This is a genomic window from Pseudomonas cichorii (assembly GCF_018343775.1).
In the GTDB taxonomy this organism is placed as follows: domain Bacteria; phylum Pseudomonadota; class Gammaproteobacteria; order Pseudomonadales; family Pseudomonadaceae; genus Aquipseudomonas; species Aquipseudomonas cichorii.
This window is the reverse complement of sequence record NZ_CP074349.1, coordinates 5926941-5939773: the sequence shown is the minus strand read 5'-3', so window position 1 is coordinate 5939773 and position 12833 is coordinate 5926941. Positions and strand designations below refer to the sequence as shown.

General features: G+C 58.9%; 14 protein-coding genes. 7 read left to right on the top strand and 7 right to left on the bottom strand.

Annotated elements, in window-relative coordinates:
- Position 1: 1 nt before the first annotated feature.
- Entirely contained in the window at positions 2–1441 is a 1440-nt protein-coding gene (gene cls, locus KGD89_RS25680; protein WP_025262592.1) for a cardiolipin synthase, read from the bottom strand.
- Positions 1442–1599: 158 nt separating this feature from the next.
- On the opposite strand from cls, the gene KGD89_RS25675 reads away from it, so the two are divergent.
- A complete protein-coding gene (locus tag KGD89_RS25675; protein WP_025262591.1) occupies positions 1600–2121 on the top strand; it encodes a DUF3617 domain-containing protein in 522 nt (173 codons plus the stop codon).
- 186 nt (positions 2122–2307) lie between these two features.
- Positions 2308–3537 carry an N-acetylmuramoyl-L-alanine amidase gene (locus KGD89_RS25670; RefSeq protein ID WP_025262590.1) on the top strand — a complete coding sequence of 410 codons (1230 nt, stop codon included), beginning with the start codon at positions 2308–2310 and terminating at the stop codon, positions 3535–3537.
- Positions 3538–3543: 6 nt separating this feature from the next.
- Here KGD89_RS25670 and KGD89_RS25665 read toward each other — a convergent pair whose 3' ends face one another.
- Positions 3544–3876 (bottom strand): glutamine synthetase, encoded by a 333-nt coding sequence (locus KGD89_RS25665; RefSeq protein ID WP_236249439.1) that lies wholly within the window; start codon positions 3874–3876, stop codon positions 3544–3546.
- Positions 3877–4086: 210 nt separating this feature from the next.
- Between KGD89_RS25665 and zigA the strand changes: the two genes are divergently transcribed.
- The gene (zigA, locus tag KGD89_RS25660) at positions 4087–5295 is read left to right on the top strand and encodes a zinc metallochaperone GTPase ZigA (protein ID WP_025262588.1); all 1209 of its coding nucleotides are present in this window, start codon (positions 4087–4089) and stop codon (positions 5293–5295) included.
- A complete protein-coding gene (locus KGD89_RS25655; protein WP_025262587.1) occupies positions 5295–5945 on the top strand; it encodes a DUF1826 domain-containing protein in 651 nt (216 codons plus the stop codon). Before zigA ends, KGD89_RS25655 begins: the two co-directional genes overlap by 1 nt.
- Here the strand turns inward: KGD89_RS25655 and KGD89_RS25650 are convergent.
- Positions 5942–6316 carry a hypothetical protein gene (locus KGD89_RS25650; protein ID WP_025262586.1) on the bottom strand — a complete coding sequence of 125 codons (375 nt, stop codon included), beginning with the start codon at positions 6314–6316 and terminating at the stop codon, positions 5942–5944. The genes KGD89_RS25655 and KGD89_RS25650 overlap by 4 nt on opposite strands.
- A gap of 54 nt (positions 6317–6370) precedes the next feature.
- Here KGD89_RS25650 and KGD89_RS25645 point away from each other — a divergent pair, with 54 nt between their 5' ends.
- Positions 6371–7345: a CobW family GTP-binding protein gene (locus KGD89_RS25645; RefSeq protein WP_025262585.1), complete on the top strand. Its 975-nt coding sequence runs from the start codon at positions 6371–6373 to the stop codon at positions 7343–7345.
- On the opposite strand, the gene KGD89_RS25640 is transcribed toward KGD89_RS25645, so the two are convergent.
- Positions 7327–7719 (bottom strand): DUF3301 domain-containing protein, encoded by a 393-nt coding sequence (locus KGD89_RS25640; protein ID WP_025262584.1) that lies wholly within the window; start codon positions 7717–7719, stop codon positions 7327–7329. The genes KGD89_RS25645 and KGD89_RS25640 overlap by 19 nt on opposite strands.
- Before the next feature lie 114 nt (positions 7720–7833).
- Between KGD89_RS25640 and pdxY the strand changes: the two genes are divergently transcribed.
- Positions 7834–8700 carry a pyridoxal kinase PdxY gene (pdxY, locus tag KGD89_RS25635; RefSeq protein ID WP_025262583.1) on the top strand — a complete coding sequence of 289 codons (867 nt, stop codon included), beginning with the start codon at positions 7834–7836 and terminating at the stop codon, positions 8698–8700.
- A 54-nt stretch (positions 8701–8754) separates the two neighbouring features.
- Here pdxY and KGD89_RS25630 read toward each other — a convergent pair whose 3' ends face one another.
- Positions 8755–9240: an acyl-CoA thioesterase gene (locus KGD89_RS25630; protein ID WP_025262582.1), complete on the bottom strand. Its 486-nt coding sequence runs from the start codon at positions 9238–9240 to the stop codon at positions 8755–8757.
- A gap of 309 nt (positions 9241–9549) precedes the next feature.
- Here KGD89_RS25630 and KGD89_RS25625 point away from each other — a divergent pair, with 309 nt between their 5' ends.
- Positions 9550–11316: a cation:proton antiporter gene (locus tag KGD89_RS25625; protein ID WP_025262581.1), complete on the top strand. Its 1767-nt coding sequence runs from the start codon at positions 9550–9552 to the stop codon at positions 11314–11316.
- A gap of 28 nt (positions 11317–11344) precedes the next feature.
- On the opposite strand, the gene KGD89_RS25620 is transcribed toward KGD89_RS25625, so the two are convergent.
- Together KGD89_RS25620 and KGD89_RS25615 are read right to left on the bottom strand one after the other, a co-directional pair.
- On the bottom strand, positions 11345–11752 hold the full coding sequence (locus KGD89_RS25620) for an SMI1/KNR4 family protein (RefSeq protein ID WP_025262580.1): 408 nt from the start codon (positions 11750–11752) through the stop codon (positions 11345–11347).
- Between the two features lie 227 nt (positions 11753–11979).
- On the bottom strand, positions 11980–12822 hold the full coding sequence (locus KGD89_RS25615; RefSeq protein ID WP_025262579.1) for a Tim44 domain-containing protein: 843 nt from the start codon (positions 12820–12822) through the stop codon (positions 11980–11982).
- Positions 12823–12833: the final 11 nt, after the last annotated feature.

Sequence of the window (12833 nt, the reverse complement as noted above, 5' to 3'; positions counted from 1 at the left end):
GCTAAAGGATTGGCGAGATCAACCTGGCCACGCGCATGCCCAACTGGTGCAGGTGGCGTGTTTCGCGGCTTTCCTCAAGGGAGATCTCGTGGCTCAGGTTGAAGTCGTCCGTCAGCATGGCTTCAACCTCACGAGCGAAATTCGTATCGACCGTCAGCAGCATCAGCTCGAAATTCAGCCGGAACGAACGGTTGTCGAGGTTGGCGCTGCCGATGGCGGTGATTTCGTTATCCACCAACACCACTTTCTGATGCAGGAAGCCCGGCTTGTAGCGGAACACCCGCACGCCAGCCCGCACGGCATCGAAGGCGAAGAGGGTGGAGGCGGCGTACACCACGTAATGATCGGGACGCGACGGCAGCAGCAGCCTGACATCGACACCGCGCAACACCGCCAGATGCAAGGCTGCCGTCACGGCTTCGTCGGGGATGAAATAAGGGCTGGTGATCCATACACGCTCGGTTGCCGCGTGGATGGCTTCGACAAAGAACAGCGAACAGGTTTCCTGCGCATCAGCCGGGCCGCTGGCCAGCAATTGGCACAGCACGCCCTGTTCGGGAAAGGATTCAGGGAGGTTCATGGGGGGTAATTCACGGGTGGCCCAGAACCAGTCTTCGGCGAATGACTCTTGCAGGCAGGCCACCACCGGGCCGATCACCTGCACATGAGTATCGCGCCAGGGTGAGAGTGGCGGCTTGAGGCCCAGGTATTCATCACCGACGTTGTGCCCGCCCAGATAGCCTTTCAGCCCATCGACCACGACTATCTTGCGGTGGTTGCGGAAGTTGATCTGGAAGCGATTGAGCCAGCCGCCATGGGTGGCAAAGGCCTTGATCTGCACACTGCCTGCGCGCAGCTTTTCGCTGTAGGAAGCGGGCAGGGCATGGCTGCCTATCCGATCATAGAGCACGAAAATCGCCACACCCTCGGCGGCCTTTTTCAGCAGCAGGGTTTGCAGACGGCGGCCGAGTTCGTCGTCATGAATGATGAAAAACTGTACGAGGATCGTCTGCCGGGCCTGCTCGATGGCGGCGAACATGGCATCGAAACTGGCCTGGCCATTGATCAGCAATTTGACTTCGTTATTGGCCAGAGCCGGCATGCGCCCAAGTTTGGGCATAGCGCGCAGCGAGGCATAAGCGTCCGAACGCCGTGCGGCCACGGCCTCCTCGATCCAGGGCCGCCAATTCAGGTTGGTGATAGCGTTGCGCATTTCGCTGTTGGCGTCACGGCGGGCCTTGATATAGGCATCGAACGAACTGCGTCCGAAGACCAGATAAGGGATCAGGGTGAAGTAAGGAATGAAGAACAGCGGCATCGCCCAGGCAATCGCGCCTTGCGCGGTGCGCACGGTCAGCAATGCATGGATGGCGGCAACTGCGCCCACCAGATGAATGAACGCCAGGATGTAGCCGAAGAAGTACGGGCTATGGAAATCCATACGTAAACAATGCTCCTCACTTTTGCGCCTATAACAGACCACAGCCGCTCGGGATTGTCGCTATTTTAATCGCGGTGCAACTGGTCAACGCTTCTGTCGTCTAAGATGCGTCGGCCCGCTCAGGCTTGTCTGGGCAATGTTCTTACGAGGATTTTTAAATGAACAAACGCGCGTTGGCGTTGATGTTTTGTCTGGCAGCCCCCGTGGCTCATGCACAGATGCTGCAACCGGGCTTGTGGGAGCTGACCTCCAGCAACATGCAAGTCGATGGTCAGGCGCTGCCGGATCTGCAACTGATGCTGGGCCAATTGAAGAACCTGCCGCCTGAGCAGCGCGCCATGATGGAACAGATGATGCAGAAGCAAGGCGTCACGCTGGGTGGGCAAGGCGTACGGTTCTGCCTGACCGAAGCACAGGTCAAGTCGGACGATATTCCCCTGACCGATCCTAAATCCGGCTGTTCGCAGAAGATCACTGCTCGCAACGGCCAGACCTGGAACTTCCAGTTCAGTTGTCCCAAGGCTCAAGGCACCGGGCAGGCACAGTTTCTCAGTAATCGCGAGTTCACCACCAAGGTGGTCGGCACCTTCAATGCTACCGGCCAGCAACAGAACGGCAGCATGGATACTCGTGCCGTCTGGCTAGGGCCGCAGTGCGGTGCAGTCGCTCCACGGAGCTGATGACGTTCCACGTGGAACATTTTTCTTTTCGGTCATGTACTTACTGCCCGTAATTAGAGGATTCTCGTCGGTGCCAATCTTCATGTAAGGCTTCAAGTTTCACTTGTAACATGGTGTTATGTTATTACTATTGTTGCGGTGATACTTCATGAGCCGGGATGCTCGCCTTGTTTCGTGAGACCTGCCATGCACCGACGTCAAATCCTGCTCAACATGCTTCTGGCCAGCGCTGCGCTGGCCTTGCCTTTTGGGGCCAGTGCCACGCAGATCCGCAATGCACGGCTATGGCGTAGCGATGACAAGCTGAGGCTGGTGCTCGACCTGAGCGGGCCAGTGCAATACAAGACATTCACCCTGGTTGCGCCTGACCGTTTGATCATCGATGTCAGTGGCTCTCGGCTGACCGGTGATTTCAGTCAACTGGCGCTGGATCGTACGGTGATCAAGTCGATCCGTTCCGGACATTACGGCCATTGCGACGACACGCGCATCGTGCTGGACCTCACTGCTCCTGTGCAGCTCAACAGCTTTCTGCTCGGGCCGGAAGGCGGGCAGGGCCATCGCCTGGTGCTGGACCTGAGTTCCACCGCCAGTGCGCCGGTGCAGATGGCCGCTGTCGCGCCGCCGCCTCCGGTTCAGGCGCAGGCCACTGATAAGGCTCATCCGAAGCGGGACATCATGGTGGTGGTCGATGCCGGGCATGGCGGCAAGGACCCTGGCGCTGTCGGTTCCCGAGGCGAGCGGGAAAAGGACGTTGTACTGTCCATCGCTCAACTGCTGGCCAAGCGCTTGAAGCGTGAAAAAGGCTTCGATGTGCGGCTGGTGCGCAACGATGACTTCTTTGTGCCTCTGCGCAAGCGCGTGGAATTTGCCCACAAGTCCAAGGCCGACATGTTTATCTCGGTGCATGCCGATGCTGCGCCGCGCCTGACGGCTTCCGGCGCTTCGGTGTTCGCTCTGTCCGAAGGCGGCGCGACATCCGCGACGGCGCGTTTCATGGCTCAGCGTGAAAACGGTGCCGACCTGCTGGGCGCCACCTCGTTGCTCAATCTCAAGGACAAGGACCCGATGCTGGCTGGCGTGATTCTCGACATGTCGATGAACGCCACCATCGCCGCCAGCCTGCAACTGGGCCATACCGTACTCGGCAGTCTTGAAGGCATTACCACGCTGCATCAGAAACGCGTGGAACAGGCCGGGTTCGCGGTGCTCAAGTCACCGGATGTGCCGTCGATCCTGGTGGAAACCGGTTTTATCTCTAACAGTCGCGACAGTCAGCGGCTGGTGACGGCGCGCCATCAGCAGGCCGTTGCCGATGGTCTGTTCGAGGGGTTGCAGCGTTACTTCCAGCGCAACCCGCCGCTGGATTCCCACATGGCCTGGGTTCAGGAACAGAAGAAACAGGCCCAGGCCTGATGAGGCTCAGTGGCAGCCATTCAGGCGGCTACAAGTGATCTTGCTGCGTGTGCCATCGGAGCTGGAAACCCGTGTGATGGTGGTCCAGCCGATACGCTGGATGGTGCCTATCCAGGCATCGCCATTCGAGGCCAGGCCGGTGAAGAAGGTCAACTGATCGAACCGGCTGTTGGTCTGCGCCCAGCGTTTTTTACCAATCACTTCATAGCCCCGCAAATATGTGGTCGAACCCGCTGTGGCGACGCTGTAGCCATTGCCTTGCGCATCGCTGCACGCCAGCAGGGTCGCGCTGCGAGTGCAGGTCGCCATATCCACGCTGGGCCGCGGGCCTGCGGCCATTATTTGAGTGCTGATCAATAGCAGTAACGTGAACAAGCCTTTTGAAATGTGTTTCACGCAGACGCCCTTTGTCGAACGGGTTGGCAATTTTGCATCGTTATACTATAACATTGGCGGGTGATTAGAGCTGGCTGCCAAGGTGTCGATAACAGACCCGGTGCAGCCTACATCAACAAGGTGCAAGCCTTGCAACCTGGCCCGAGAATCCTGATGTCGAATCGTCTGCCTGTTACCGTTCTGTCCGGTTTTCTTGGAGCCGGGAAAAGCACTCTCCTCAATTACGTGCTGCGCAATCGCGAAAATCTTCGAGTCGCCGTTATCGTCAACGATATGAGCGAGATCAACATCGATGGCGGCGAAGTTCAGCGCGATGTCAGCCTGAACCGTGCTGAAGAGAAGTTGATCGAGATGAGCAACGGCTGCATCTGCTGCACCTTGCGCGAAGACCTGCTCGAAGAGGTCAGCCGTCTGGCTCAGGACGGGCGCTTCGATTACCTGCTGATCGAATCCACGGGTATTTCAGAACCCCTGCCGGTGGCCGAAACCTTTACCTTTCGCGATGAAGCGGGTAACAGTCTGGCGGACATGGCGCGTCTGGACACCATGGTGACCGTGGTCGATGGCGTCAACTTCATGCTCGACTATCAGGCTTCCGAAAGCCTGGCCACCCGTGGTGAAACCCTGGGCGAAGACGATGACCGCTCGATTACCGACCTGCTGATCGAGCAGATCGAGTTTGCGGATGTGATCCTGCTCAGCAAGATCGACCTGATCAGCTCCAGCGAACGCGAAGAACTGATGGCCATCCTTAAGCGCCTCAATGCCCATGCCGAGATCGTGCCGATGGTCATGGGGCAGGTGCCGCTGTCGACCATCCTCAACACCGGCCGTTTCGACTTCGAGCGTGCTTCCCAGGCACCGGGCTGGCTCAAGGAAATGCGCGGCGAGCACGTGCCGGAAACCGAAGAGTACGGCATCGCTTCCACGGCTTACCGGGCGCGTCGGCCTTTCCATCCGGAGCGCTTTTTCAGCTTTATCGACCGGCCATGGACCAACGGCAAACTGCTGCGCTCCAAGGGCTTCTTCTGGCTGGCGAGCAAATACAAGGACGCCGGTAGCTGGTCCCAGGCTGGCGGCCTGATGCGCCACGGCTTTGCGGGCCGCTGGTGGCGCTTCGTGAGTCGCGCACACTGGCCTCAGGATCAGGAGAACATTACGTCGATCATGGACAACTGGTCGCCTGAAACCGGTGATTGCCGCCAGGAACTGGTGTTCATCGGGCAAAACATCGACTTCGCCCAGCTCACCGCCGAGCTGGATACTTGCCTGCTCACCGATGACGAACTGGCCATGGGCGTGGAAACCTGGCGCTTGCTGCCCGACCCGTTTGGCGACTGGCACGCCGAGGAGGCTGCCTGATGCTCGCTCCGGTCTTGAAGTTCCAGCCCCGCGCCCGTCAGGTGCAGGGCAATACCCCTGAAGTGCTGGGACAGGTGCTGGAGGACGGCGTCAATCTGTCGGTCTGGCAGCGCCAGTTGCCTGCGCATATCGAGGACTTCGGCGCCTTGCTGTTGTCCTTGAACGAGCCTTTGGCGGAGTCCATGACCCTGGACGTGCAGGGCGGCGATGTCGAACCCAACCTGCAAGGCCTGGCCTCGGGCTATGCCGACCTGCAGGGGTATGACGGGTTTATCGCAGACGTGTCGTGGCTGGTCAGCGCCTATGCGTGCCTGCTGGGCGCCGAGTGCGTCGGTCTGCGCCTGCGTGCGCTGGACAAGGCCATGTGCCCGCGCTTTCATGTGGATCACGTGCCGGTGCGGCTGGTCACCACCTATGCCGGGATCGGCAGCCAGTGGCTCAAGGAACACGCCATCGACCGCAAGCAGCTTGGCAGTCCTGAAGCCGAACCGCAGGACCCGGATCGAATCCAGCAGATCGATTGCGGTGCAGTGGCCTTGCTCAAGGGCGAGCGCTGGAGCGGCAACGAAGGTTTGGGGCTGGTGCATCGTTCGCCGCAACTGGAGCGCAACGAACGGCGTCTGATCCTGACTCTGGACTGGCTGGCTTAATTGGGCGTCAGCCACTTGCCCTTGCTTTGCCCCTCACAAAACGGCTTGAGGTAAAGCGCGTCACTGGCAATGCCGTAATAGTGGATATTCTCGTGATAGGGCATATTGGCGACCTGTGCGTTGCTGCAGATGCCAAAGGCGCCGGCCGGGCAGCTTTCCGAGAAGGTCACTTCTGTTTTCTGACCTGCCAGTTGCGGTTTGCAGAAGCCGTCTCGAAACAGGTCTTTCGGGATATTCAGGTTTTCCTGACAGACTTTGACGTCTAACCTCTCTGCCTGACTGTGCACCAGACACGCTTGGGCCCCTACCTTGCCGGATGTCATTGCCAGCAGCATCAATGCCAATCGAACGGGCAGCCTCAGGGCTCTCATTGTCAGCTTTCCTTCATCATTGTTTGCAAACGACACTCTCAGAAGCGACTCCAGATGCTGCAGAACATCCCGACCCATGTGATCGGTGGCCCGCTGGGCGCCGGCAAGACCAGCCTGATCAAGCACCTGCTGAGCCAGAAACCGGCCGATGAGCGCTGGGCGGTGCTGATCAACGAGTTCGGCCAGATCGGTCTGGATGCTGCGCTCCTGAGCGTGGACGTCGATGGTATCGCACTTGGCGAAGTGGCTGGCGGCTGCCTGTGTTGCGTCAACGGCGTGCCGTTTCAGATCGGCCTTGGGCGTCTGCTTCGCAAGGCGCGGCCCGACCGGTTGTTCATCGAACCTTCAGGCCTTGGTCATCCGCTGCAACTCATGGCTCAGTTGCGCCAGGCGCCCTGGCTGGGCGTGCTCAGTGTTCAGCCTGGCGTGATGGTGCTGGACGCCATGAACATGGCGGCAGGCCAGCCGCTACCGGCCACCCAGCAGCAAGCGCTGGCGGAGGCGGGGCTGGTGGTGATGAACAAGTCACAGAACATCGACGAAGCATCACGTCAGCGGCTGGCTGAGGCATTGCCGGCACATTCGCTGGTCTGGGTCGAGCAAGGGCAGCTTGAGTTGGCGCACTTGCCGGGCTTTGCGCAGCGAAGTGCTGTGGATAACCGCGCTGTGGATAACCTCGTTCTGCCCCGAAGTCTCGGGCCACTGCCTGCCGTGTGGACTGATCCGAAGGAGCCGATCTGCCTGAGTCAGGAGAGTGCGGAGGGCTGGAGTATCGGTTGGCGCTGGCATCCTTCCCGGCAATTTGACCTGGAGAAGCTGACCCAGTGGCTGGAAAGCCTCGCCTGGCGGCGTGCGAAGATGGTTATCCACAGCCCCGAAGGCTGGTTTTCAGCCAATGGGCTGGAGGGCTCGCGCCTTGAATGGCAAGGCAGCGAGTGGCGTCAGGATTCGCGTCTGGAACTGATCTTCCAGACACCACAGGACAGCGCAACGCTAAAGGCGCAATTGGCTCACTGCTTGCGTTGCTGATGAGTCTCGCGCCACTTGTTCATTTCGATGATTTCGGCGCTAGGTGGTGGCGTTTTAATTTCAAACGGGTAGGGTGCGAGTTCGATCTGCGCCGAATGGGCACCGAACATGGTGATAGTGCCCGGATGACGCTGTTCGCCGGTAACCGTGAACTCGAAGCCATAGATGCGTGCCAGACGCCTGTGGCCTTGCGCATCGCGGACAAAGGCCAGGCGGCGCAGGGCGACATTGCCGTCCAGCAGTTCCAGATCGAGTCGGGCGCAATGCTGTTTGACGCGCTCCAGCGCCCGCTCGCGCAGACCGTGGGCATGCCACAACCAGGCTGCCGCACTTGCGAACAGCATCAGCACGAAAATGTTTCCCAGGGTCAGCATGGCAGAGTGCTCCTACGCAGGAGTCTTCAGCTTAACTGCCCAAAGTGATTTACAGCCATACTGCGCGACTTAAATTTCTTATTACTGCATTTGCATCGTGTTCAGGATCTTCCCATGAAACGTACACCCCACTTGCTCGCCATTCAGTCTCACGTGGTATTCGGCCACGCAGGCAATGGCGCAGCGGTGTTCCCCATGCAGCGTATCGGGGTCAATGTCTGGCCGCTCAACACGGTCCAGTTCTCCAACCACACCCAATACAAGCAATGGGCCGGCGAAGTGCTGGCTCCGCAGCAGATCCCGGCACTGATCGAAGGTATTGCGGCGATTGGTGAGTTGGGTAACTGCGATGCCGTGCTTTCCGGTTACTTGGGCAGCGCGGCGCAGGGGCGGGCGATTCTGACGGGTGTGGCGCGTATCAAGTCGGCCAACCCCAAGGCGCTGTACTTGTGCGACCCGGTGATGGGGCATCCCGAGAAAGGTTGCATCGTCCCGGCTGAGGTCAGCGATTTCCTGCTGGAAGAAGCGGCGGCAGTGGCGGACTTCATGTGCCCGAACCAGCTGGAACTGGACAGCTTTTCCGGTCGCAAGCCTGAATCCCTGCTCGATTGCCTGGCCATGGCCCGAGCGTTGCTGGCACGAGGTCCCAAGGCTGTGGTGGTCAAACACCTGGATTACCCCGGCAAGGCGGCCGACGGTTTTGAAATGCTGCTGGTGACCGCCGATGCCAGTTGGCACTTGCGCCGTCCGCTGCTGGCCTTTCCGCGTCAGCCGGTGGGCGTGGGTGATCTGACGTCCGGGTTGTTCCTGGCGCGTGTATTGTTGGGGGACGATCTGGTCGCTGCTTTCGAGTTCACGGCTGCGGCGGTGCATGAAGTGCTGCTGGAAACCCAGGCCTGTGGCAGCTATGAGCTGGAGCTGGTACGGGCGCAGGACCGGATTGCCCATCCGCGGGTGCGGTTTGAGGCGGTACGGTTGTAATGTTTTCGCGAATGAATTCGCTCCTACCGATCGAATTCATTCGCGAACAACGTATTACAGGGATTCTTCCTTGATTTCCTGATAACGCTTTTCCAGCTCCTGGCGAATCTGGCGGCGTTGCTGGGCCTGGATGAAGCGGCGTTTGCCTTCAGCCGTTTCAGGCTCCAGCGGCGGGACGCTGGCTGGCTTGCGGTTGTCGTCCACCGCGACCATGGTGAAGAAGCAACTGTTGCTGTGGCGCACCGAGCGCTCGCGGATGTTCTCGGTCACGACCTTGATCCCGACCTCCATCGAAGTATTGCCGGTGTAGTTCACCGAGGCCAGGAAGGTCACCAGCTCACCGACGTGAACCGGCTCGCGGAAAATCACCTGGTCCACGGACAGCGTCACCACATAGCGACCGGCATACCGGCTGGCGCAGGCGTAAGCGACTTCATCCAGGTACTTGAGCAACGTACCGCCATGCACATTGCCAGAGAAGTTGGCCATGTCCGGGGTCATCAATACAGTCATCGACAGCTGGGCGTTTCCGGGTTCCATAGCGTACTCACACGGTCAAGGTCATCATGAGTGGCGCCTTATGCTGGCGCTCACGAGGGTGGTTCAACTACCTGCAACAGACAGTTATCGGGACGCTGGCGGAGTGAATGCCGTCACGCTTGAGGTCTATCTGTTTCCATATATTGCACCGGCTTTCTCTCGACGGGTGCAGTGTTACTCTCCCAAAACCCGTGGATCGGGTTTTTTCTTACGCTTTTAGTAGCGTTTTATTGATGCAACTTCCGACTTTTCAGCTTCGCTGGCTATTCGGGAGCTTCAGGCATCATTTATCAATAAGGAGCCACACCCATGCATGCCGTCAATTTTATCCAGGATTTGGCAGTGATCATGCTGGTGGCGGGTGTGGTGACCATTCTCTTCCATCGCCTCAAGCAGCCGGTGGTGCTGGGCTATATCGTTGCAGGCTTCATCATTGGTCCGCATACGCCGCCAGTCGGGCTGATCCATGACGAAGACACCATCAAGACCCTCGCAGAGCTTGGGGTGATCTTCCTGATGTTCTGCCTGGGGCTGGAGTTCAGCCTGCGCAAGCTGTTCAAGGTCGGAGCCACGGCGTTCATCGCGGCCTTTCTCGAAATTGCCCTGATGATCTGGATCGGCTACGAAATCGGCCAGTTCTTTGGCTGGAAAACCATGGACTCGCTGTTCCTGGGCGCAATCCTGGCGATTTCCTCGACCACCATCATCGTCAAGGCGCTCAATGACCTGAAGATGAAGAACCAGCACTTTGCCCAGCTGATTTTCGGGGTGCTGATCGTCGAAGACATTCTGGGTATCGGCATCATAGCCCTACTGTCGGGGATCGCGGTCAGTGGCTCGGTGAGTTCCGGTGAGGTCTTTTCCACGGTCGGTAAACTGTCCTTGTTCATGATCGTGGCTCTGGTAATCGGCATTCTGCTGGTGCCGCGACTGCTGTCTTACGTCGCGAAGTTTGAAAGCAACGAAATGCTGCTGGTGACTGTGCTGGGCCTGTGTTTCGGTTTCTGCCTGCTGGTGGTGAAGCTGGAATACAGCATGGTGCTGGGTGCGTTCCTGATTGGCGCGATCATGGCCGAATCTCGCCAGTTGGTGAAGATTGAGCGGCTTATCGAGCCCATTCGTGACATGTTCAGCGCCATCTTCTTCGTTGCCATTGGCTTGATGATCGACCCGAAAGTCCTTCTGGAATATGCCTGGCCCATCGCGCTGATTACCGTCGCCGTTGTACTGGGCAAGATGCTGTCCTGCGGGCTCGGGGCATTCATTGCCGGTAACGATGGGCGTACCTCGCTGCGCGTCGGCATGGGGCTTTCACAGATTGGCGAGTTTTCCTTCATCATCGCGGCGCTGGGCATGACCTTGCAGGTCACCAGCGATTTTCTCTACCCCGTGGCGGTGGCGGTTTCGGCCATTACTACGCTGCTGACTCCCTACCTGATTCGCGCTGCCGACCCGCTGTCGCTGCAACTGGCGTCCATCGTGCCCCGTCGCGTGGCGCGGGTGTTCAACATGTACGGCGAATGGCTGCGCAGCATCCAGCCTCAAGGGCAGGGCGCTGTGCTGGCGTCGATGATCCGGCGGATACTGCTGCAAGTCGGGGTCAACCTGGCGCTGGTGATAGCGATCTTCTTCAGCGGTGGCTATTTCGCCGGGCGTATCGGCGCTTACATGAGTGAGTGGGTCAGCGATGTGGGTCAGCAGAAGGCCTGGATCTGCGGGGCAGCATTACTGCTGTCGCTACCTTTCCTGATTGCGGCGTACCGCAAGCTCAAGGCGCTGTCGATGCTGTTGGCGGAGATGGGTGTGAAGCCTGAAATGGCCGGGAGGCATACCGTGCGGGTCCGCAAGGTGGTGGCTGAGGTGATTCCGCTGCTGTCGCTGGTGGTGATCTTCATTCTGCTGGCAGCTCTCTCGGCGAGCATTCTGCCGACAAGCGAGTTGTTACTGGTGATCGTGCTGATTGCGGCGGTGGTTGCAGCATTGCTGTGGCGCTGGTTCATCCGCGTGCATACGCGGATGCAGATTGCCCTGCTGGAAACCCTGGGCAACAACAATCAGGAGTCGTCCGGGCATTGAGCCCGGCGATACCTGTGTGTGGGGTGTCTCAGCTTTCCAGCCAGACGTCCCGTGCCCAGTGCCAGACAGATTCCCAGTTCTCTTCGGTCACCAACTCTTCTTCGCCGGACCACAGCACGACGGTGCCATCTTCTTCGACGCAGTAATAGTCATCGCCGTCCTGACAGATAGGGATCAGTTCACGAGGCACACCCAAGTCCCACGCAGTTGCGGCGACATCCGGCAGATAGGTGTGTGACTGAGGATCGGTAACGGTGACTGGCTCAAGGCTGCCATACACGACGTCGCTGACGGTCAGAAGAAATTCTTTGAAGACGTAAGGGATATTGATAAACAGCTGTTCCTCGATCTCGACGAGTTGGTCCTCGTCAGGCAGTTCGAGGGGAACCGGAACCGGCTCGTTTTGTTCACGCAATTGTTCGATGACTTCTTCCACGACATGGGTCCTCTAAGCTTGATGGCGCGGGTTATACAGTAGCCTAAAGCTTTTCTCAAAATAACTACCCGATCGGATAGGCTCTGTACGAAAAATCCTGGTCTGCCTGCTTTCAATTCGCATCAAGCGTCGGACCTTTCAGACTTGCATTTGTTAGCTGCAGGCGAACAAAAATAAAAAACCCCGGAACAAGTCCGGGGTTATGTGCTGCTGGATGTGCCTGGGGATCAGCCGTTCTGGCGAATACCGGCAACCAGCCAGGGTTGGCTGTCGCCCTGGGCGCGTTCCATGTTCCAGCTTTCGCTGAACACTTCGCCCTGGTCAAAGCGCGAAGTCTTGGAGACGCCGGAGAAGGTCAGGGTCGCGATGGTTTTGTCAGCGCGATCATCCACACCTTCCAGCTGGACGCTCAGGTTGTCGATGTAGGTCGACTGGAAACCGTCGCCCAGATCGGCACGTTCCTTTTTCAGGAATTGCAGCATCTGTGGCGTCACGAACTCGGCGATCTTGTCCATTTCGTTCGCATCCCAGTGCTGCTGCAGCGACTGGAAGTGGCTGCGGGCGGCTTCCAGGAAGCGCTCTTCGTTGAACCAGGCCGGAGCGTTGATGACCGGAGCCGCAGGAGCTGACGACGCGCCACCGAAGATCGAGTTTTGCGCGGGCTGGCTGGTTTCACGCTGGTAAGGAGCACCGGCACCGGCCATTTTCGGCTGTTGCTGCTGACGACGACGCGCAATGAAGCGGAAGATCAGGAAGGCGATAAGGCCCATGATCAGGATGTCGAAGATCTGCAGGCCGTTGAAGCCGTCACCCATGAACATTGCAGCCAGCAGGCCACCGGCAGCGATACCGGCCAATGGGCCCAACCAGCGTGAAGCGCCACTGGCAGCGGCAGCCGGACGACCGGCAGCGTTAGGAGCAGCAGCCGGAGTGGCTGGAGCGGCCTGGCGTGCCTGGTGCGACGGTGCCGAGCCCATGCTCTTGCCACCACCAAAACGTGCGGCGTTCACATCCAGACTCATGGTGAGCCCGATGCACAGCGCCAGAGCCATGCTTAGAAAACGTTGCATAAGGGTATTCC